General features: G+C 61.5%; 18 protein-coding genes and 1 tRNA gene. 6 read left to right on the top strand and 13 right to left on the bottom strand.

Annotated elements, in window-relative coordinates; all coding sequences use genetic code 11:
• Positions 1-86: 86 nt before the first annotated feature.
• Entirely contained in the window at positions 87-2,576 is a 2,490-nt protein-coding gene (locus GTP55_RS08430; RefSeq protein WP_161044492.1) for a TonB-dependent receptor, read from the bottom strand.
• 233 nt (positions 2,577-2,809) lie between these two features.
• Between GTP55_RS08430 and GTP55_RS08435 the strand changes: the two genes are divergently transcribed.
• Positions 2,810-4,384 (top strand): tryptophan halogenase family protein, encoded by a 1,575-nt coding sequence (locus tag GTP55_RS08435; RefSeq protein ID WP_161044493.1) that lies wholly within the window; start codon positions 2,810-2,812, stop codon positions 4,382-4,384.
• A gap of 74 nt (positions 4,385-4,458) precedes the next feature.
• On the opposite strand, the gene GTP55_RS08440 is transcribed toward GTP55_RS08435, so the two are convergent.
• On the bottom strand, positions 4,459-5,601 hold the full coding sequence (locus GTP55_RS08440; RefSeq protein ID WP_161044494.1) for an MFS transporter: 1,143 nt from the start codon (positions 5,599-5,601) through the stop codon (positions 4,459-4,461).
• 130 nt (positions 5,602-5,731) lie between these two features.
• On the opposite strand from GTP55_RS08440, the gene GTP55_RS08445 reads away from it, so the two are divergent.
• Positions 5,732-6,652 carry a hypothetical protein gene (locus GTP55_RS08445; protein WP_161044495.1) on the top strand — a complete coding sequence of 307 codons (921 nt, stop codon included), beginning with the start codon at positions 5,732-5,734 and terminating at the stop codon, positions 6,650-6,652.
• Between the two features lie 86 nt (positions 6,653-6,738).
• On the opposite strand, the gene GTP55_RS08450 is transcribed toward GTP55_RS08445, so the two are convergent.
• Positions 6,739-7,725, bottom strand: a complete 987-nt coding sequence (locus GTP55_RS08450) for an alpha/beta fold hydrolase (RefSeq protein ID WP_161044496.1) — start codon at positions 7,723-7,725, stop codon at positions 6,739-6,741.
• Positions 7,722-8,141 carry an organic hydroperoxide resistance protein gene (locus GTP55_RS08455; RefSeq protein WP_161044497.1) on the bottom strand — a complete coding sequence of 140 codons (420 nt, stop codon included), beginning with the start codon at positions 8,139-8,141 and terminating at the stop codon, positions 7,722-7,724. Before GTP55_RS08455 ends, GTP55_RS08450 begins: the two co-directional genes overlap by 4 nt.
• A gap of 145 nt (positions 8,142-8,286) precedes the next feature.
• Here GTP55_RS08455 and GTP55_RS08460 point away from each other — a divergent pair, with 145 nt between their 5' ends.
• Entirely contained in the window at positions 8,287-8,733 is a 447-nt protein-coding gene (locus GTP55_RS08460) for a MarR family winged helix-turn-helix transcriptional regulator (protein ID WP_161044498.1), read from the top strand.
• 53 nt (positions 8,734-8,786) lie between these two features.
• Positions 8,787-8,945 (top strand): hypothetical protein, encoded by a 159-nt coding sequence (locus tag GTP55_RS08465; RefSeq protein WP_161044499.1) that lies wholly within the window; start codon positions 8,787-8,789, stop codon positions 8,943-8,945.
• Between the two features lie 185 nt (positions 8,946-9,130).
• Here GTP55_RS08465 and GTP55_RS08470 read toward each other — a convergent pair.
• The 3 genes from GTP55_RS08470 to GTP55_RS08480 all read right to left on the bottom strand — a co-directional run bounded on the left by GTP55_RS08470 (position 9,131) and on the right by GTP55_RS08480 (position 10,585).
• A tRNA-Gly gene (locus tag GTP55_RS08470) sits at positions 9,131-9,204 on the bottom strand.
• 113 nt (positions 9,205-9,317) lie between these two features.
• A complete protein-coding gene (locus GTP55_RS08475) occupies positions 9,318-9,815 on the bottom strand; it encodes a PIN domain-containing protein (protein WP_161044500.1) in 498 nt (165 codons plus the stop codon).
• Positions 9,812-10,585, bottom strand: a complete 774-nt coding sequence (locus tag GTP55_RS08480; protein ID WP_202423623.1) for a hypothetical protein — start codon at positions 10,583-10,585, stop codon at positions 9,812-9,814. The genes GTP55_RS08475 and GTP55_RS08480 overlap by 4 nt, the downstream gene beginning before the upstream one ends.
• A gap of 476 nt (positions 10,586-11,061) precedes the next feature.
• Here GTP55_RS08480 and GTP55_RS08485 point away from each other — a divergent pair, with 476 nt between their 5' ends.
• Positions 11,062-11,739: a GIY-YIG nuclease family protein gene (locus tag GTP55_RS08485; RefSeq protein WP_161044501.1), complete on the top strand. Its 678-nt coding sequence runs from the start codon at positions 11,062-11,064 to the stop codon at positions 11,737-11,739.
• A 299-nt stretch (positions 11,740-12,038) separates the two neighbouring features.
• Here GTP55_RS08485 and GTP55_RS08490 read toward each other — a convergent pair whose 3' ends face one another.
• Positions 12,039-13,517 (bottom strand): sulfatase-like hydrolase/transferase, encoded by a 1,479-nt coding sequence (locus GTP55_RS08490; protein ID WP_161044502.1) that lies wholly within the window; start codon positions 13,515-13,517, stop codon positions 12,039-12,041.
• 174 nt (positions 13,518-13,691) lie between these two features.
• Between GTP55_RS08490 and GTP55_RS08495 the strand changes: the two genes are divergently transcribed.
• Entirely contained in the window at positions 13,692-14,930 is a 1,239-nt protein-coding gene (locus GTP55_RS08495) for a M28 family peptidase (RefSeq protein ID WP_161044503.1), read from the top strand.
• On the opposite strand, the gene GTP55_RS08500 is transcribed toward GTP55_RS08495, so the two are convergent.
• From GTP55_RS08500 to GTP55_RS08520, 5 genes are all read right to left on the bottom strand, one after another.
• Entirely contained in the window at positions 14,931-15,599 is a 669-nt protein-coding gene (locus GTP55_RS08500; protein ID WP_161044504.1) for a DUF799 domain-containing protein, read from the bottom strand.
• Positions 15,596-15,967, bottom strand: coding sequence for a DUF4810 domain-containing protein (locus GTP55_RS08505; RefSeq protein WP_110845479.1), 372 nt, complete (start codon positions 15,965-15,967; stop codon positions 15,596-15,598). Before GTP55_RS08505 ends, GTP55_RS08500 begins: the two co-directional genes overlap by 4 nt.
• Before the next feature lie 11 nt (positions 15,968-15,978).
• A complete protein-coding gene (locus GTP55_RS08510; protein ID WP_161044505.1) occupies positions 15,979-16,656 on the bottom strand; it encodes a CsgG/HfaB family protein in 678 nt (225 codons plus the stop codon).
• Positions 16,657-16,754: 98 nt separating this feature from the next.
• A complete protein-coding gene (locus tag GTP55_RS08515; protein ID WP_161044506.1) occupies positions 16,755-17,081 on the bottom strand; it encodes a hypothetical protein in 327 nt (108 codons plus the stop codon).
• A gap of 43 nt (positions 17,082-17,124) precedes the next feature.
• The gene (locus tag GTP55_RS08520; RefSeq protein ID WP_161044507.1) at positions 17,125-18,576 is read right to left on the bottom strand and encodes a flagellin N-terminal helical domain-containing protein; all 1,452 of its coding nucleotides are present in this window, start codon (positions 18,574-18,576) and stop codon (positions 17,125-17,127) included.
• Between the last annotated feature and the right edge of the window lie 76 nt (positions 18,577-18,652).

Below are 18,652 nucleotides of genomic sequence, written 5' to 3' on the forward strand. Positions count from 1 at the left end.
TGGGGTAAAAAAAAACCCCTCGGCCGGTGAAGGCGCGAGGGGATTAAAACCACAGACAACACTGGACTACATGAAAAACGCTTTGCTTAGAACGAGCGGCCCACGTTGATGCCGAAGGTGCGTGGCGGCAGGTACTGCGCCTGCCACGGGCCGTTGGCGTTCATGGCGCTGGTCTTGATCTTGCCGTCTTCGACGTTGCGGACGAAGGCGTCGAAGTACCACTTCGCCTGGGCGTCGTAACGCAGGCCGATGTCGGTACGGTTGTAGGCCTTCTGACGGTCCGGCTCACCCAGGTTGAACACGCTTAGCCAGCTGGCGGTTTCGTAGTGGGTGCTGATGCGCGGGATCAGCGTGCCGTCGGCCAGCTCGAAGCTGTGCTGGTACTGCAGCTGCATGGCGAACTTCGGCGCGTGCGGCATGTCGTTGCCGGTCACGTCCAGGCAGGTGCTGATGTCAGGGATCGAGCACTTCGGCAGCACGTAGTCGTTACTGCCGCCGATCAGCTTCTTCAGCTTGGCGTGGGTGTAGGCGGCGGTGAACTGCACGCGGTCCACCGGCGTGATCTTGGCGGCGATCTCGGTCTCCAGACCCCAGACATTGGCGCCTTCGGCGTTGTTGGTGGCCAGGCCGCGGGTGCCGTCAGGATTGGTCACCGGCGCGCTGAACTGGAAGCCCTTGAACTTCTCGTAGTACGCCGAGTTGTTCATCCGCACCTTGCCGCCCAGGAAGGTCGACTTGGAGCCGACTTCGTAGTTGGTCAGCGTTTCCGAACCGTAAGGACGGCCGCCGTCCTGCAAACCGCCCGACTTGTAGCCGGTCGAAACCGACGCGAACACCATGTTGTTCTTGTCGATGTCGTAGCTGATGCGGCCCAGGCCGGTCAGCTTGTGGTCCTTGTATTCGCCGTCGTTGCGCTGGTAGGTGGTGAAGCCGGACGATGGCGACAGCGGATCGGACGACGGGCTCACCGGTACCAGCGGCGAATTGGCGTAGTCCGAGAAGTTGTTGTTGGTGCCGCCGATGTTCTTGCGCTTGTCCGAGGTGTAGCGGAAGCCGCCGGTCAGGTGCCAGGCGTCGGCGATGTTCCAGGTGGCCTGGCCGAAGGCGGCGGTCGAATCGACGGTTTCCTTCGGCTGGATGAAGGAACCCTGCCAGTTGATGGTGCCCTGCTGGGTACCGTTCATGATCGGGATGTCGAAGCGGATGCTGTTGTCTTCGTTGGCGTAGTACAGGCCCAGCAGCCAGTCGACTTCGCGCTTGCCGGTCGACATGAACTCCAGCTCATGGCTGTAGTTCTTGTACTTGGAGCCGACGGTGTTGTTGGCCTGGTAGCCGGCGCTGGCGCTGCTGCTGGCGGTGGTGAAGCTGGTGGCCGGATTGGCGCCGCCGTCCTGGTCAAAGGTGGACGAACCGTTGAAACGCGAGTAGCCGGCGATGTAGGCCATCGCGATGTCCGGGTTGATCTGCCAGTCGACGCGGCTGCGCACCGAGTTCGATTCGCGGTCCACGCTCGGCGCGGTGTCCACCAGCGCCGACCAGAAGTCCTGGCCCGGACGCTGCTGTTGCAGCAGGTTGATGCTTGGGGTGCCGCGGTCGATGTAGTGCTCGTACGAGATGTTCCACTTCAGGTCGGCCGACGGCTGCCACAGGAAGCTCAGGCGCGCCGCGCTCTGGTCCTGGGCGCTGTACTTCTTGCCCATGCGCACGTAGTTGTTCGGATTGATCGGCTGGAAGGCGATCGGATTGGTCGGGTGCGCGGTATTCCAGGCGGCGATCACCGGTGCGGCGGCAGCCTGCTGCGACGCCAGCGACGGGATGTTCGGCGCCTGGTAGTCGACGTAGCCGTCATGCTGCTCATGGACCACCGAAACGCGCATCGCCATGGTGCTGTTGATCGGGATGTTCAGCGCGCCGCGCGCGCCGAGGCGGGCGTAGTTGCCGTAGCCCAGCTCGAAGTTGCCGGCGTTGCTGCCGATTTCCGGTTTGACGGTCTGCATGTTGACCGCGCCGACGGTGGAGTTGCGGCCCCACAGCGTGCCCTGCGGGCCGCGCAGCACTTCGATCGCGTCCAGGTCGAACAGCAGCGCGGTGGCGCCTTCCGGACGCGGCGAGTAGACGCCATCGACGAACGAGGCGACTTCCGGATCGGCATATTCGGTCTTGGCGGAGTCGTTGCCGATGCCGCGCATGGTCATGGTGATCACGCCGTGGTCGCCCTGGCCGGTGGCCGAGAAGCCCGGCACCAGGTTGACGACGTCCTGGATGGTCTGGACGTGGTTGTCGTCCAGCGCGGCCGCGTTCAGCGCGGTCACGGCTACCGGGGTTTTTTGCAGCGAGGTCGTGCGTTTGGTAGCGGTAACGTAGACTTCCGTAATTTTGCCGCTATCGGCTGGTGCGGCTGGTGCTGCCTGAGGTGCGGATTGTTCAGCGGCGGGTGCGGCCGAGCCTGCCTGCGCATCGGCGGCGGCTGGAGCGGTATCGGCAGCATAAACAGTGGCGTTGGTCATCAGGGCAAAGATGGCGAGCGAGATAGGGGTGAGCAGACGCTTCCCGGATTGCGGTACGTGCAGGTTCATAAGTCTCCTTTTGCGGTGCGATCGCCGGGCGGCGGTGCTACCATTTATCTTGGAAAACGATTTCAAGCGGCTTGAAAACGTTTTCTGTTTTGCTGAAATCGTTTTCTTAATTTCTGAAATCGATTTCATGGTACATAATCATGTTTGGAGATGTCAATTTAAAAATTGTAGCAACGTTGTATCCCCTTGCTTTCGATAGGGTTACTTTGCTGCACTAGGGAGACAAAAGTGCTATGAAAACGTTACCAAAAGATGGCGTCAAACAAGTGCTGATCGTCGGCGGCGGCACCGCCGGCTGGCTGACAGCCTGCTTTTTAGCGAAGCAACTGGGCACCGGCGCGGACCCCGGCAGCGTGCGCATCACGCTGGTGGAGTCCAGGGAAATCGGCATCATCGGCGTTGGCGAAGGCACGTTCCCGTCGATACGGGGCACGCTGGCCACCATCGGCATCGACGAAGCGCGCTTTATCCGCGAGTGCAACGGCACCTTCAAACAGGGCATCCGCTTCAACCACTGGGTGCGCGAACCCGGTGCGGCCGGCGCCGACCACTACTTCCACCCTTTCAGCCTGCCTAGCCAGCGCCCTGGCGGTCCGGAACTGCTGCCGTACTGGCTGCAAGGCGCGGCCGGCCCCGGCGTGGCGTTCGCCGCCGCCGCCACAATGCAAAAGCGCGTGGCCGATGCGTCGCGCGCGCCCAAGCGCCCGAGCGATGCCGACTTCATGGGCCCGCTGAACTACGCCTATCACTTCGACGCCGGCAAGTTCGCCGCCCTGCTCTGCACCCACGCACAATCGCTGGGCGTGCAGCATGTGCAGGCCACGATGGAACGGGTGGCGCTGGATGACGATGGCGCGATTGGCGCCATCCACACCAGGGAAGCCGGCGTGCTGACGGCCGACCTGTACATCGACTGCACCGGCTTCCGCGCGGCGCTGATCGGCGAAGCGCTGGGCGCCAGCTTCCGCAACATCAATGACGTGCTGTTTGTCGACCGCGCGCTGGCGATGCAGGTGCCGTACGAACGTCCGGATGCGCCGATTCCGTCCTATACCATCTCCACCGCGCACGAAGCGGGATGGACCTGGGACATCGGCCTGCACCAGCGGCGCGGCATCGGCTATGTGTATTCCAGCCGCCATACCGACGACACCCGCGCCGAAGAAGTCCTGCGCGGCTACATCGGCAAGGCGTCCGACGGCCTGAATCCCCGCCAGCTCAAGCTGAACGTCGGCTACCGCGAGCAGCACTGGGTGAAGAACTGCGTGGCGGTCGGTTTGTCGGGCGGCTTCCTGGAGCCGCTGGAATCTTCCGGCATCGGCCTGATTGAAACGGCGGCTTATCTGGTCAGCTACCTGTTCCCGCATGACGGCGACTTTGAACCGGTGGCCAAGGTGTACAACGAGATGATGAAGGCGCGCTACGAGCGCGTCGTCGATTTCGTCAAGCTGCACTATTGCCTGACGCAGCGCAAGGACCACGCCTTCTGGACCGACAACGCCGATGCGGCCAGCATTCCGGATTCATTGCAGGACAAGCTGGCCATGTGGCGCAGGCGCGCGCCGCACCGCATGGACTTCGTGGTGGACTACGAGATGTATCCGCCATCGAGCTGGCAGTATGTGCTGTACGGGATGGAGTATCCGACCGACTTGTACGCCAACGCCAGGACGCTGCCGCGCATGGAGGAAGCCCGCAAGGAGTTCGCCACCATCGAGCAGGTGTCGCACCGCGCGCTGGCCGACCTGCCGGACCACCGCGCCATGGTCGAACACTTGCTGCAGCGCGGCGAACGAAAAATTGCCTGAGAACGGTCATTCCCGCGCAGGCGGGAATCCATGCTGACTATGGGTTCCCGCCTGCGCGGGAATGACGACGGCGGTCAGGCTTTGCGGGCAGCGCCCAGTCGGGCGCTGGCGGCGATCAGCAGCATGAAGCAACCCAGGCCGCCAAAGGCCAGGTTCAAACTGGAGACATGCGCGACGAAGCCGATCATCGCCGGCCCGGCCAGAATGCCGGCATAACCCAGCGTGGTGACGGCGGCAATCGCCAGGCTGGCCGGCATTGAGGTCTGGTTGCCGGCCGCCGTGAACAGGATCGGCACCACGTTCGACGCCCCCAGTCCAATCAGCACAAAGCCAACCAGCGCCAGCGGCGCGGACGACGCCAGCACCGACAGGAAGAAACCGGCCGCGCCGCACAAGCCGCCCAACAGCAGCACGCGCTTGCCGCCCAGCGCGCGCACCACACGGTCGCCGGTCAGGCGGCCGATCGTCATGGCGATCGCAAACGCCGCGTAACCGAGGCCGCCACGGCTGGCGTCCAGCCCCTGCTCCACCGTCAGCAGCAGCGCGCTCCAGTCGAGGATCGCGCCTTCCGCCAGAAAGGACAGGAAGCACAGCGCGCCGATGAAAATCACCGCGCCATGCGGCACCACGAACAGCGGGCCATCGCGCTCCGCCGCATCCGGTTCGCGCAGCAGATGCGGCGCGCACAGGATCAATGACAAGGCCACCAGCGCCGCAACCACGGCCGCCGAGGCGGTCGGCGTCATGCCGGCCCACAGCATCAGCGCCATCAAGCCGGCGCCGATAAAGCCGCCGACGCTGAACAGGCCATGGAAGCCGGACATCAGCGAGCCGCCGCTTTCGCGCTCGACGATCACCGCCTGCACATTCATCGCCACATCCAGCGTGCCGATCGAGGCGCCGACCGCAAACAGCGTGGCACCCAACAGCAGCGGCGTGGGCGCGTACGCCAGGCCGGGCACGAACAAACAGGTAAAGGCGCCGGAGATCAGCACCACCAGCCGGCAGCCGTAGCGCGACGTCAGGATGCCGGTCACCGGCATCGCCACCAGCGAACCGGCGCCGAGGCACAGCAGCAGCAGGCCCAGTTCCGCCTCGCCCAGCGCCAGCCGCGTTTTGGCGAACGGCACCAGCGGCGCCCAGGCCGACATGGCCAGGCCGGCGGCCAGAAATGCGAGACGGGTAGATAAACGCTGCTGCGGTCCGACGTGGTTCATGCGCGATGGCCTCCATAGATGAGGCCACAAGTATAGTCAATCTGCACCAAGGTGGCGCATATGTTGGAGCACGAACATACCAACGGCCCGCCGCAGCGCATGATCACTTCACCAACAATAAGGAGTAATCATGCAAACACAACCTCTCAATGCAGGGCCAGGCCTGGCGGTGGGCGCCGTGCCGGCCGTCGACGGCAACGCTTCCGGCGTTTCCTGGGGCGCCATTCTGGCCGGCGCAGCCGCTGCCGCCGCGCTGTCCTTCATCCTGCTGATTCTCGGCATGGGCCTCGGCCTGTCGTCGGTTTCGCCGTACCAGTACAACGACAAACCGCTGGGCACCGCCAGCGTGATCTGGATCGCCTTCATGCAGCTGGCTGCCTCCGGCATCGGCGGCTACATGGCCGGCCGTCTGCGCGTGAAATGGGCCAGCATCCATAACGATGAAGTCTACTTCCGCGACACCGCCCACGGCCTGCTGGCTTGGGCGGTTGCCACCCTGGTGACCGTGGCCGTGCTGGCTGGCGGCGCGCGCGCTGCCCTGAGCGGCACCATCGACACCGGCGCCGCTGTCGCCACCGCTGCCGCTCCGGTAGCTGCCGCAGCGGGTGCCACTGCCGGCGCCAACGCGGGTGCTGGCCGTAGCAACACCTACTTCGCCGACATGATCCTGCGTTCGCCAAACGGCGACGTAGCGACCGACGCGCAGCGTTCGGAAATCAACCGCATCCTGCTGACCGACCTGGCAGCGGGCAAGATCAGCGGTGAAGACCGCGTCTACCTCGCCCAACTGGTTGCCAAACGCACCGGCATGACGCAGGCCGAAGCCGAACAGCGCATCGACCTGATCTACGCTCAGGCCACCCAGGCCGCTGCCGACGCCAAAGCCAAAGCCATGGCCGCCGCCGAAGAAGCCCGTAAAGCTGCCGCTCACTCGGCACTGTGGATGTTCGTCGCCCTGCTGCTGGGCGCCTTCATCGCCGCCGTCTCCGCCATTGCCGGCGGCCGTAACCGCGACCACGCTCGCGTGCTGATCACCCAGCGCACCATCTAAAACAAGGAGAACACCATGCGTTCGATCTTACTGCTGTTACTTGGCATCCCCCTGCCGATCGTCATCCTGATTGCACTGTTCGTGCGTTAAAGACGGCCCACCTCGATCACCGCGTTGGCAAATGCTTCGGGCGCTTCCTGTGGCAGGTTGTGCCCGATGCCACCGGTGATCAGTTCATGTTTGTACTTGCCGGTGAAGCGCTTCGCGTAGCTCGCCGGCTCCGGATGCGGCGCGCCATTGGCGTCGCCTTCCAGCGTGATGGTCGGCACCGAGATGCCCGGCGACGCCGCCAGTTTCGCTTCCAGCCCCGCATACTTCACTTCACCCGGCTCCAGGCCGAGGCGCCAGCGGTAGTTATAGACCGTCACCGCTGCGTGGTCCGGATTGTCCAGCGCCACGGCGCTGCGCTCGTAGGTCGCATCATCAAACTTCCATTCCGGCGACGCCAGCTTCCAGATCAACTTGGCGAAGTCGTGGTGGTTCTTCTCGTAGCCCACGCTGCCACGTTCAGTGGCGAAGTAGAACTGATACCACCATTGCAGTTCCGCCGCTGGCGGCAGTGGCTGCTTGCCGGCCTCCTGGCTGCCGATCAGATAACCGCTCACCGACACCAGACCCTTGACCCGCTCCGGCCACAGCGCCGCGACGATGTCCGCCGTGCGCGCGCCCCAGTCATAGCCAGCCAACGTGGCCTGGTCGATCTTCAGCGCATCCATCAGCGCGATAACGTCGGTCGCCAGCGCGGCCGGTTCGCCGTTACGGATCGCCTTGGCGTCGAGGAAGCGCGTGGTGCCGTAGCCGCGCAGGTGCGGCACGATCACACGGTAGCCTTGCGCGGTCAGCTTCGGCACTACATCGACGTAGCTGTTGATGTCGTATGGCCAGCCGTGCAGCAGGATCACCACCGGACCGTTGGCCGGACCGGCGTCGACATAACCGACATTCAACTCGCCGGCGTTGATCTGCTTGATGTTGGTGAAGCCGGCCGGGCTGGCCGCGTGGGCGCCGGCGGCGCCGAACAAGGTAGTGATGGCCAGCGCGGTGGCGGCGAAGATCTGACGGTTCATGTTCATGCCTCCCCGGCCAGATTGATCTCAACATCAATATTGCCGCGTGAGAGCTTGGAATACGGGCAGGCCTGATGGGCGCCGTCGACCACGGCACGCGCGGTGGCTTGGTCCAGGCCAGGCAGGCTGACGTTCAGGCGAGCGGCCAGGAAGAAGCCGCTGTCGTCCTTGTTCAGGTCCACTTCCGTATCGACCGCCAGATCGGCCGGCAGTTTCACGCCCAGCTTGCCGGCCACCAGGCCCATGGCGCCGATGAAGCACGCCGACCAGCCGGCGGCAAACAGCTGCTCGGGATTGGTACCCTGGCCGCTGCTGCCGGGCCGCGACAGTTGAATATCCAGACGACCATCATCGCTGCGGGCGACGCCGTCGCGGCCGCCGGTGGTGCGGGTTTTGCCGGTGTACAGAACTTGCTTGGTCATGATGAAACTCCTTGGTTGGTTTGATTTATATCGCATCCGATAGAAGCGCATGCGTTGAATATTACAGGAAAATTTTGGCGTGTCAAGCAATTCCGATTAAATCGGATGCGATGTATAATCTAGTCATTGAACAAGGAGGTGCACCATGAGCAAACCGACCACCCCGCAGCTGGCCGACTTTCTATGCTTTGCGGTTTATTCCGCCAACCTGGCCTACGGCAAGGCGTACAAGCCGATCCTGGACAAGCTGGGGCTGACGTACACGCAGTACATCGCCATCATCGCGTTGTGGGAAGAAGACAACCAGACCGTGAGCGGCCTGGGTGAAAAGCTGTATCTGGAATCCAATACGCTGACGCCGATCCTGAAAAAGCTGGAAGCGATGGGCTACGTCCACCGCGCGCGCGATCCCGCCGACGAGCGCGTCGTCCGCGTCGGCCTGACCGCCGAAGGCCGCGCCCTGCGCGAAAGCGCGCTGCACATGAACCTGCGCGAGGCCACCGGCCTGACCGCCGAAGAATTCCCGGCCCTGCAAAAAGCCGTCGCCAAACTGCGCAACAACCTGGTAAAGGCCGCGCCGGGCAAGGGATGATCGAGAGCCAGTGCTACTATAAGGCCTGTTAAAAGATCTTTAGAGGCTTGATCATGGACGCGATATTGGCCCGGTTAGTCGGCTATCTTCTAACTGCCGAATCGCGGGCGAAAATCCAAGAGACGCTGGCGGATAAGGAATTGCTGAAAATCGCCGAGGCCAGAATGTCAGACGGTAAAAAACCTATAAGGGTAACGCTGGACGACCTCTAACCTTGCTCCCAACGCATGCATCAGCGGCAGTACGGAGCTTTACAAAATCAAGCTAGCGGCTCAGGGATATCGTCTGGTCTACCGCGTCATCGATGACACAGTCACCGTCTACGTCCTATCGGCAGGAAAGCGACAAGGGAATATCGCTTACAAAAAAGCGCTGGATCGAATTGCCTGAAAGCGGCTGGAGCGGGTGAAGGGAATCGAACCCTCGTATGAAGCTTGGGAAGCTGCCGTTCTACCATTGAACTACACCCGCGTGCCACGCATTTTACGCGGCTTTGCCCAGTGTTGACAACGTTGCTGCATGGCCGCTGTGATCGAAAGTTTGATGGCCAATGTCACCAAGGTGTGATGGTCGCAATTCCAACTTCACTTCGGATCGTCCAGATCGAGCCCTTTCTGACCATCTAAGCGAAACGCATTGGCATCAAACCCGTCAGCCAGTTTAATGGCCCGGACCTTCACGCTCCCGGCGCTTCGCAACCGTTCGCAATATTTGAAGAGAGTCGAAGCGTCTTCAGTAATGATAAAGGGAATCGATTCGTGGTCAGCTTGAGCGATCAGTTTCACGTCATCGCGAATCGCTCCGCGTGCATCGCCGCTATCGCGAGATCCCAGCGCATTCCAGACGCGTCCAGCCTCTACTGCATGGAGGATGTTAAACGGGACTGTTCGAAAATTCTTCAGCGGAAAATCGGTGATCGGCTGTTTGATAGAAATTTCCGCTGCCACAATAGCGGAAAAGTACATCGCCAAATTTTGGTCAAGCATCAATCGATAGTATTTAGCCGCGACAGTATGATTAGGGCGACTGCTGCCAACCAACGAAATCAAGAAACTCGTATCCAGCAATACTGAGGGCGTCATGCTTGACCGCCGCGCAGCGCATCAGTCCATTCCGTTGCGTTGACTACGTCTTCCCAGGCCTTTGTTCCTCGTTCAACCATTAACCTAAATTCCTCATCATCATAACTGGACTGATGGGGCTCGAATGCCAATAAGCGCAGATTACGCAACTCACCCGTAAGCAAATTTTCCTCCGCTGTTACATGCAACAATGCTGGTCGGTAAAGACGATTTCGTTCGTCTTGCGCCAAAAGATCATGACTGGAGCTAACTGTCAGAGTCTGGCCATTTTCAAGTTCAAGGTGTACGTTGGCCTTTGTCTTCCCACCAATATCGACAATTTTTCCGTGCAGATACTTTTCAACTTGCACCCATACATCATCAATCTTAGTCAAGTTGGTCCGCGCGTCCACCACAAAAAATGCCCGGCCTGTCTTGTCCGCAACGGTATAGCTTCGGTTCGGGTTTTCGCGTGCGACAGCTTGCCAGCGCTCCAATACGCTGGCGCGTTTAGGATCAATTAAGGTCAATGCGTCTGGAGACGTAATGTGGGCTAGGTCTGTCCATAATGTTGTTGCGGCAAGCAATCCTGATGCAGCAAATGCGAGTGAACCTGATTCAATCGAAACTTGAACTTGCGTAGGGTCCACATCGCGGCTTGCCCCTCTCAGGAAATCAGTAACATCCTTCTGGAACTCTCCGAGCAGCGCTAACGGGACGTGCGCAGGCCCAACCTCAACATTATTGATGAGATCGCGCACTGAGAAACGGAGCTGGTCAATTGGGCTCACAAGTTAACAACAAGCAATTAAATATTTGTTTAATAATGAGGTAACAAGCATCTATCTTATGCTAAATCCCCTCTTACGTCAGCAAGGCGTAGATTTCCTCCATCGCTGTCGCGTGGTCTTGCTTCTAGCGTGTCCGGAGCAACTGCTCGATTTTCTTCTTCAGCTCAGGGGGCTCTTCACTGGACAGATGTTTCCCTTGCAGCTTTTTGTTCGTCATGTTGAGCTTCCGTTCGTTGATGGTCGCTAGACCGTCAATGCGAATGCCGACAACCTCAACGCTGGCGCGTCTACTACTTCGGTAATCACCCCAAAACATAAAGCTTGCCTTGGCCGCTTAACCTCTACTTTTAGCGCGCTCCAAAAATGGGAGGAGTTACCTTTTTGCCTACTACGTGACCAATAATTGTTGTACGAAAATATGACAATCAACTATTATAAATAGAACAATTCACGCGGCTCACCTTGAAGGAAGTTCCATGCAGTTCATTTTCGAACCGACAGCCTCGTTCTGCTATAAATTCTCGCGGTATCAGGCTCTTCCGGAAATACTTGAAATGTCTGAAGTCAAAGGCGGGGAGCCATTTCGCCTGATTGACTTCGTTAAACAGATTGTAGACAAATACCTGACGTCTGAACAACAGGGAATCAAAATCAAACGGGCGAAGTCAGATCGGACAGAATCCGTCGTAAGCGATATCAAATTCTATGTCCCGTTCATCGCGAAAAATACCGGCCAGTTGGTTCGTGTCGGCGGCGGCTTGTACAGACTACCCGCTCCGGAGGACATTGATGAGGATGAAGTTAGAGAATCCGCATTGGAGGACGGAGACACCGAAGCTGCGGAATATGACGGTTGGATTTATGCATTTAGTTTTCCTATCCTTCTGAGAAGCAACCAGCCTTTTCCGATCAAGGTCGGTATGACGCTAGACAATGTGGACGCGCGTGTTAGTCAACAATGCAAAGGATCCGCAATGTTCGACAATCCCGTCATATTAGGGCGCTGGCCAGTTAAGCGTGTGGGCTTCGTGGAAGCCGCCATCCACAACGTCCTGCGTTCACGTGGAAAGTGGCGAGAAAACATTCCAAGCAAGGAGTGGTTCAATACCACCATAGGAGAAATCGAAGCTATCGCTGCATTCATTTCCGAATAGCTGATTGCATCGATTTACATCAAAGCCGCGAAAAAGGGACGACGCAAATAATGGCTAGCCATCACACCGTATCGGCAGCTTTTCCAGCTAGATGTGGGATCGAAAATGTGCTGGCAGATAACTTGTTGATTAACTTGGGATTTTGGTGTGATCGCATAATAATGCGTCTGAAACCCGCATGAACAGTGGGTTTTAACAAGGCGGCGGGGCTTGGGAAGCTGCCGTTCTACCATTGAATTACACCCGCGTGCCACGCATTTTACGCGGCTTTGCGCGGGATTGACAACTTGTCCCCGCCGCTAGTGGTCCGACTCCGGGTCCGACCACAGCGCCATATACTGATCCGAGTGGTTCATCAGGCTTTTGTCCATCTCGGCAAAACGCCCCGGGGGCGGCTGTAGCGCGTGCTGGTTGAAGCCGCTGTAGCCCAGTCCCATGCGCCCGTCCGCCAGCGAGAAGCCGGTGAATTCCAGGATGGTCGGCATCAGATCGAAGTGCAGCAGTTGCGCGCGGTTCGGCAGCGGCGCGTCCTTGGCGATGAAGCTGTTGAAGATGGTGCGGTCGGGCCGCTGCGTCAGCTGGTCGGTCAGCGGATTCTTGCGCGACAGGTGGTCGCCGAGGATGACGATGTTGGTGTCCTCCAGGTAACCGTTGTCCCTGGCGTAGCGCACAAAGTCCGCCACCTCCACCGCCGTGCAGGCAATCACGCCGTCAAAGCCGTTGAAGCCGCGCTGCGCGCAGCCGGTCGACAAATACCCTTCCGGTTCATGCGTATCCACCGTCAGCAGCGTCAGGTTGAATTTCTGCCCGCCGGCCGACAGTTCGCGCAGCTTGGTCTTGGCGCGGCTGAACAGATCCCCATCGTACAAGCCCCAGCCATTCATCGCGCTTTCCGGCACGCCGCTCTTGAGCCACTCTTCGCGGCCGTACGCTTCGTGGTAGTGATGCTGGCTGAGGAATTTGTCCTTGCCGGCGAAGCTGGTCGAGGCGCCGCCCATGAAGACATTGCGGTAGCCCTGTTCCGCCAGCAGGTCCGGCAGGCACACGGCATTCTTCAGGAAGGAGTTGATCACCTGGCCCTGTGTGTTGGGGTCGAACACCGTCACCCGCTCCAGTGGCACGCCGCATTGCGTGGCGACGATGGCGGCGATGGTCCAGCCGGTGCCCGGCACCTGTTCGTAACTGGGGAAATTCGTGCCATGCAGTTCGGTCAGGGGCGCCAGCAGATCATGGCCGAATACTTTGCGGTCGGTGTAGCCCTGCTCCAGGCTTTCAACGTAGATCAGGATCAGGTTCTTCGGCTTGTTGGCCACCAGCGGCACTGATTTCGGCGGCACGTAGTTGGCGCCGAAATAGTCCGGGCCAAAGTCCGAGGTGATGTACTTGAAGGCGGAGACGTCACACATCCAGAACATGGCAGCGCTGAACACCACCGCCAGCGGCCCCCATTTGTTCAGGCGCGAGCAGATCGCGCGGCAGCGCTGCGAACGGCGCGCCAGCACGCGGCGCCCGCGCCGCTCCGTGTAGCAGAGCAGCGCGAAGAAGATCAGCGGCGCCACCACGCACCAGCGGATAAAGCGACGCGTCACCGCCGGGTCCACCGTGTTCATTAGCTTCACGCCAAAATTCATGTGATAGGTGATCTGCTCGATATCCGGCTTGCCGAACGAGCGATGCAGCCAGTAGCTGAAGCAGAACAGGAAGATACCCAGCAGGTACATACTGCTGCGCATCAGGCGTGGCGCGGTCGATTTGAAGGTGTGTGAAGATAGGCTCATGGTGCGCACGGGGTTTGGGTGGTGACCGATAATCCCAAGCGCGTTTGTCTGAAAAATTGCTGGATTTCGGCGATTTGTATCGCAGTGTGGTGTTGTGCTTACACGGATTTACTTCACACGGCGCGCGCCTCTCATGCACAATGGCCGGGCACTTTTAACCATAAAGGATGACCCATGAAAGCAGTTGCAGGTTTGAGCGCAGTCCTGGCCATGGCGCTGGCCGCCCCACTGGCGCTGGCGCAGGAGGCTGCGCCAGCCGATCCCGTCTCGGTGCTGGTCAAGCAGCTGGAGCTGGACAAATACAAGGCCACCATCAAGAGCCTGGCCCAGTTCGGCGACCGCCGCCAGGGCACGCAGCGCAACCGCGATGCTCTGGACTGGATCGAGGCGCAACTCAAATCCTACGGCTGCACCAATACGGAACGCCTGCAATACCAGTTCACCCAGCCGGCGCCTGGCGCGCCATCAGCCCGGCGCGCGGCCGGTATTCCGAGTGGCGGCGCGGGCGGTCCGGCCGGGCAAGGCGGTAGCACGCTGTTCGGCAACCGCATTCCGACCGGCGTCAATGCCGATCCGATGCGCCAGCCCAACGAGCGCCTGCGCGCGCTGAACGCCGAGCAGACGCCGGTCGGCACCTCGCTGCGCGAGAATGTCTACTGCACCAAGGTCGGCAAGACGCATCCGGAAGAGATGTACATCGTCAGCGCCCATATGGACGGCATCGGCTTCGGCGAAGCGGCCAACGACGACGGCTCCGGCACCGCGCTGGTGATGGAGCTGGCGCGCATCTTCAGCATGCCGGGCGTGGAGACCGATCGCTCGATCCGCTTCATCCTGTGGAACAACGAGGAAACCGGCTTGAATGGCGCCGCTGCCTACGTCGAGCAGCGCAAGGATTTGCAGGGCATCGAATCGCCGAAAGGTTCGGGCAAGTATCCGGAGCCGAAGTGGCTGGGCATGATCCAGCACGACATGATGATGTACGACCATGGCATGCCGATACCAAAGCAGGACGCCAGCGGCAAGACCATCTATGTGTCGCCGCCGGAGCAGCGGCTGGAGGCGGATGTCAACATCGAGTACCAGGCGGTGTCGAAGCAGGCCGAGGGTTCGGCCAGGCTGGCATGGGCCTTCCGCGCCGCCAACGACAAGTATGCGACCAACTATCCGGCCGCCGTCGGCTTCCACATGACGAATACCGATTCGACGCCGTTCATGGATCTGGTGCCGTCGATTTCGCTGCGCGAGAATGAGCGCGGCCAGCAGATCGGCGCCGGCTGGAACCCGAACTGGCACCAGCCGACCGACAACTACGACACCTATTCCGACAAGGACTTCCTGCTTGGTCTGAATGCGGCGCAGACCACGCTGTCCGGCGTGGCGCAGCTGGCCGGCACCCGCATCAGCAAGTAGTTACTGCGTCGCGTATTGCGCCGAACGCGGGCCGTACAGCAGGCCGTTGTTGTTCATGCCCGCCGACAGCAGGCGCACGCTGGCCACGCCGGCCACCGGGTGCGACTGGTCGGTGGTGCTGTTGATGACCTGCTTGACGGCCGCCGCCACCAGCGCGCCGATCAAACCGCCGCCGCCGTTGTTGCCGCCTTCGTTGTTGGAGGCGCTGGCGGCGCCGGTCCACAGTACGGTGCCGGTTTTCAGGTCGACCAGCTTGGCCTGCACCGAGACCACCACCACGCTATCGAGCACGGTATAGGTCGCGCCGTACTTGGAGATGGTGATGTACAGGCCGGCGTCGGCGCCAAAGATCTCCTGCAGCTTGGCCGGCGGCAGCGTGTGGATATCCTGCGCCACCGTCATGCCGTTCTGCTTGAAGGTCTCGCCCACCAGGCCCACCGGCAGCACGTAGTAGCCGGCTTCCGCCAGCGGATACGTCACTTGCGCATAGACGCTGTTGCCGGCGTTGACTTCCGGCGAATTGTTCAGCGGCGGCAGCACCAGGATCGAGCGCGGCTTGGCGGCCTTGAAGGCGGTGTAGTCGTACGCCGCCGGCTTGTTGCTGGCGCAGCCGACGGCCAGCAGCATCGGCGCCACGCAGGCCGCCAGTTTCAGGAATCGCTTGATCATATCTTGTCACCCTTCTTTACCTTGGCCAGCAGGAAGTCCATATACGTGGCCGACTCCGGGAACAGTTTTTTCTCGTCCTCGAATTGCGCCACCATCTGGTCCGACTTGCCGGCGATCGAGTACAGCATGCCGAGGTGGGCGTGGAAGCCCGGCGGCACCGACGCGCCCTTGGCGCTGATGGTTTGCAGCGCCTTTTCCATTTCAGCGATCTGCTGGTCCGGGCTCTCGCCCTTCAGGTGCTGATACACCTGCGGCTGATAGCCGTCCCAGCCGTACAAGGTTTTCGGCGGCGACGCGCAGCCGGTCAGGAAGGCCGTGCCGGCCAGCGCCAGCACCAGGCCGGCGCGCTTGATGTTCGTCATGTGCATGAAGGTCCGCCTTATCGACGCAGGTTGAGCGCGCCGGCGTCGACGCCAGCCACCAGTTTGTCCACTGCTTCGCGCATGGCCAGGTCCAGCACCTTGCCGTTCAGCGTGGCGTCATAGCTGGCGGTGCCGCCAAAGCCCAGCACTTCGCGGTTCGACAGGCTGTATTCGCCGGCGCCGGCCGCCGAGTACACCACTTCCGAGGTCGCGATGTTGACCACGTTGAGCGTGACCTTGGCGTAGGCCACCTGGGTCTTGCCGCGGCCGACGATGCCGAACAGCTGGTGGTCGCCCACTTCCTTGCGGCCGAATTCGGTCACGTCGCCGGTGACGATGTAATCGGCGCCCTTGATCGATTGCGCCTGCTGCTTGAAGCCGGCTTCCTGTTTCATTTCGCTCAGGTTGTCGCGGTCCAGCACGTTGAAGCGGTTGCTCTGTTGCAGGTGCGAGATCAGCACCGTCTTGGCCTGGCTGCCCAGCCGGTCGACGCCGTCCGAGAAGACGCCGCGCATGAAGCTGGAGCGGTTGTCGAACTTGCCGACCGCGATCGGCGAACGTGGACCCGCGTATGGCTTGGTGGCGCTGGCCGTGGTGGCCACGGCGACCGCTTGCGAACTTTCGGTGGCGCAGCCGGCCAGCGCCGATACGGCCATGACTGCCGCCAGCAACTGGATGGTTTTCATCTTTTTCATTATTTTCCCTGTAGTGAACTGGATTCTTGCTTAACAACAAAGAATTCCAAGGGGAAATTTTATAGAGTTTTGCTGCTGGGAATCTATCCAATAGTCACTCAGAGCAACGCTTGCAGGACGATGTCATGCACGTGCTGGGCCGGTGGGCTCAGATGCGGCGCGGCGCGGTACAGGCGCAGGCCGATCTCGGGCAGCGGCGGCAGCGATGGCGCGTCCAGCAGGCGCAATGATGGCGGCAGCCCACACGCCCGACAGGCCGGGACTGGTGAAAACGATGCGCCACGGGATGCCTGCCTGGTCCAGCGCGCGCGTGGCGGCGGCGCGTTTGCTGGCGTGGCGCGGACCTTCGGCTGGCCGTCGGTGAAGACGTGGACGCCGTGGCATGCGACGGTAAAGAGGCCTATGCGCAGCAGGCGTTGGCGCACGGCGCGCTGGCGGTGGTAGGCGGCGCGGGAGGCGGCGGAGGCCTTAGCGCAGCAGTTGCAGCACTTGTTTCGGCAGCGCGTTGGCTTGCGCGACGATCGCCGCGCCGGCCTGGCTGAGCACATCGCTGCGCGTCAGCTGCGTCGCTTCAGTCGCATAGTCGGTGTCCATGATGCGCGAGCGCGCTGTCGACAGATTGTCGGCCGTGTTGCTGGCATTGCTCGCGGCGGCAGTCAGCCGGTTGTTGAACGCACCCAGCGCCGCGCGGACATCGTCCACCTGCGCCAGCTTGGCGTCGAGATAATCCAGCGCGTCGCTGGCGCCGCTGTGGGTCGATAAGTCCATCGGCGGCTCGCCCGGGGTCGAGATATTCTGCAAAACCAGTTCCGGCGGCCCGACCACCACCGAAGGCTGCGTGCCTGCGACCAGTCCCGCCTTGGCGGGATTGGCACCGCCGATCCGCATGCTATGGCTGCCAGGGCCCGCCGCACCGGTAATCGTCAGCGCCCCTTTACCCGCGCCCGGCGTCAGCCCCAACGAGGCCAGCGCGCCAGCCGACGATTCGGTCAGCACAATATCGCGGCCATCGGCGGCAGTGACGGTCAGGATGCCGCCATTGGCGCTGGCGCTCACGCCAACGCCCGCCGCGCTGATGGCTGCTGCAGCATCAGCCGCGCGCGCCGCAGCCGTGGCGCCGGCAATCGCGCCGATCGCCACGCCGTTTACCGAGAACGCGCCGCTGCCCAGCGAACCGCTGGCGCCGACCGCGCCGGTCAGCGTGGTGACGGCCGATGCCGAGACATCAAGGATATTGGCGGCATTTACCGCCGCCGCCAGTGCATAAGCGCTATCCGCCCCCTGCCCCGGCAGCGCGCCGGCCACCGACGCGCCCACCACCGCATTGTTGATCGCCAGGTCGCCGTATTGCAGCGCGCCGATCACGGCGGTGCCGGTGGCGGTGGACTGCTGCGGCGCGATGTTCACCATGGCGCGCGTAATGCTTGGCAGGATCACCGCCTGCGGAATGCGCAGCGCCACTGTCTGCCCGGATTGCGACCCCACCTGCAACTGGTCGGAAAACGACCCATCCAGCAGCCGCCGGTCATTGAAACGGGTGTCGTCGACGATATCGACATTGGCCGCCACCAGCGCATCGACCTCCTGCTGGATCGACTGCCGGTCGAGTTTGTTGTTGGTGTCATTGGCCGCCTGCACCGCCAGTTCGCGCATGCGCTGATAATTTTCCGTCAACTGGCCGGCAGCGCCGTCGGCGACCTGCACTAGCGAAATGCCATCATTGATATTTTGCGTCGCCCGGTGCAGGCCATTGATCTGCGCCGTCATGCGATCGCCGATCGCCTGTCCGGCCGCGTCATCGCTGGCCGAATTGATGCGCAACCCACTCGACAGCCGCTGCACATGCACGGCCAGATCCGCGCTCGAACGCGTGTAGCTGCGTTGGGCGTTGAGCGACTCGAGGTTGGTGTTGATCTGCATGGGGGCGCGCGGTTCCAAGCGCCGAATTGCGCTGGTCGTCTAATTAACGGCAAAGCAGGGCAAGACTTGAACCGCG

The sequence above is a fragment of the Duganella margarita genome (assembly GCF_009857535.1).
Classification (GTDB): Bacteria; Pseudomonadota; Gammaproteobacteria; order Burkholderiales; family Burkholderiaceae_D; genus Rugamonas; species Rugamonas margarita.

Bases quoted from the DNA above. Each gene is read 5' to 3' on its own strand.
- GTP55_RS08520 (WP_161044507.1), bottom strand. From the start codon at position 18,576: ATGCAGATCAACACCAACCTCGAGTCGCTCAACGCCCAACGCAGCTAC.
- GTP55_RS08430 (WP_161044492.1), bottom strand. From the start codon at position 2,576: ATGAACCTGCACGTACCGCAATCCGGGAAGCGTCTGCTCACCCCTATC.
- GTP55_RS08440 (WP_161044494.1), bottom strand. From the start codon at position 5,601: ATGAACCACGTCGGACCGCAGCAGCGTTTATCTACCCGTCTCGCATTT.
- GTP55_RS08445 (WP_161044495.1), top strand. From the start codon at position 5,732: ATGCAAACACAACCTCTCAATGCAGGGCCAGGCCTGGCGGTGGGCGCC.
- GTP55_RS08505 (WP_110845479.1), bottom strand. From the start codon at position 15,967: ATGCACATGACGAACATCAAGCGCGCCGGCCTGGTGCTGGCGCTGGCC.
- GTP55_RS08490 (WP_161044502.1), bottom strand. From the start codon at position 13,517: ATGAGCCTATCTTCACACACCTTCAAATCGACCGCGCCACGCCTGATG.
- GTP55_RS08510 (WP_161044505.1), bottom strand. From the start codon at position 16,656: ATGAAAAAGATGAAAACCATCCAGTTGCTGGCGGCAGTCATGGCCGTA.
- GTP55_RS08455 (WP_161044497.1), bottom strand. From the start codon at position 8,141: ATGACCAAGCAAGTTCTGTACACCGGCAAAACCCGCACCACCGGCGGC.
- GTP55_RS08450 (WP_161044496.1), bottom strand. From the start codon at position 7,725: ATGAACATGAACCGTCAGATCTTCGCCGCCACCGCGCTGGCCATCACT.
- GTP55_RS08495 (WP_161044503.1), top strand. From the start codon at position 13,692: ATGAAAGCAGTTGCAGGTTTGAGCGCAGTCCTGGCCATGGCGCTGGCC.
- GTP55_RS08465 (WP_161044499.1), top strand. From the start codon at position 8,787: ATGGACGCGATATTGGCCCGGTTAGTCGGCTATCTTCTAACTGCCGAA.
- GTP55_RS08485 (WP_161044501.1), top strand. From the start codon at position 11,062: ATGCAGTTCATTTTCGAACCGACAGCCTCGTTCTGCTATAAATTCTCG.
- GTP55_RS08475 (WP_161044500.1), bottom strand. From the start codon at position 9,815: ATGACGCCCTCAGTATTGCTGGATACGAGTTTCTTGATTTCGTTGGTT.
- GTP55_RS08460 (WP_161044498.1), top strand. From the start codon at position 8,287: ATGAGCAAACCGACCACCCCGCAGCTGGCCGACTTTCTATGCTTTGCG.
- GTP55_RS08435 (WP_161044493.1), top strand. From the start codon at position 2,810: ATGAAAACGTTACCAAAAGATGGCGTCAAACAAGTGCTGATCGTCGGC.
- GTP55_RS08500 (WP_161044504.1), bottom strand. From the start codon at position 15,599: ATGATCAAGCGATTCCTGAAACTGGCGGCCTGCGTGGCGCCGATGCTG.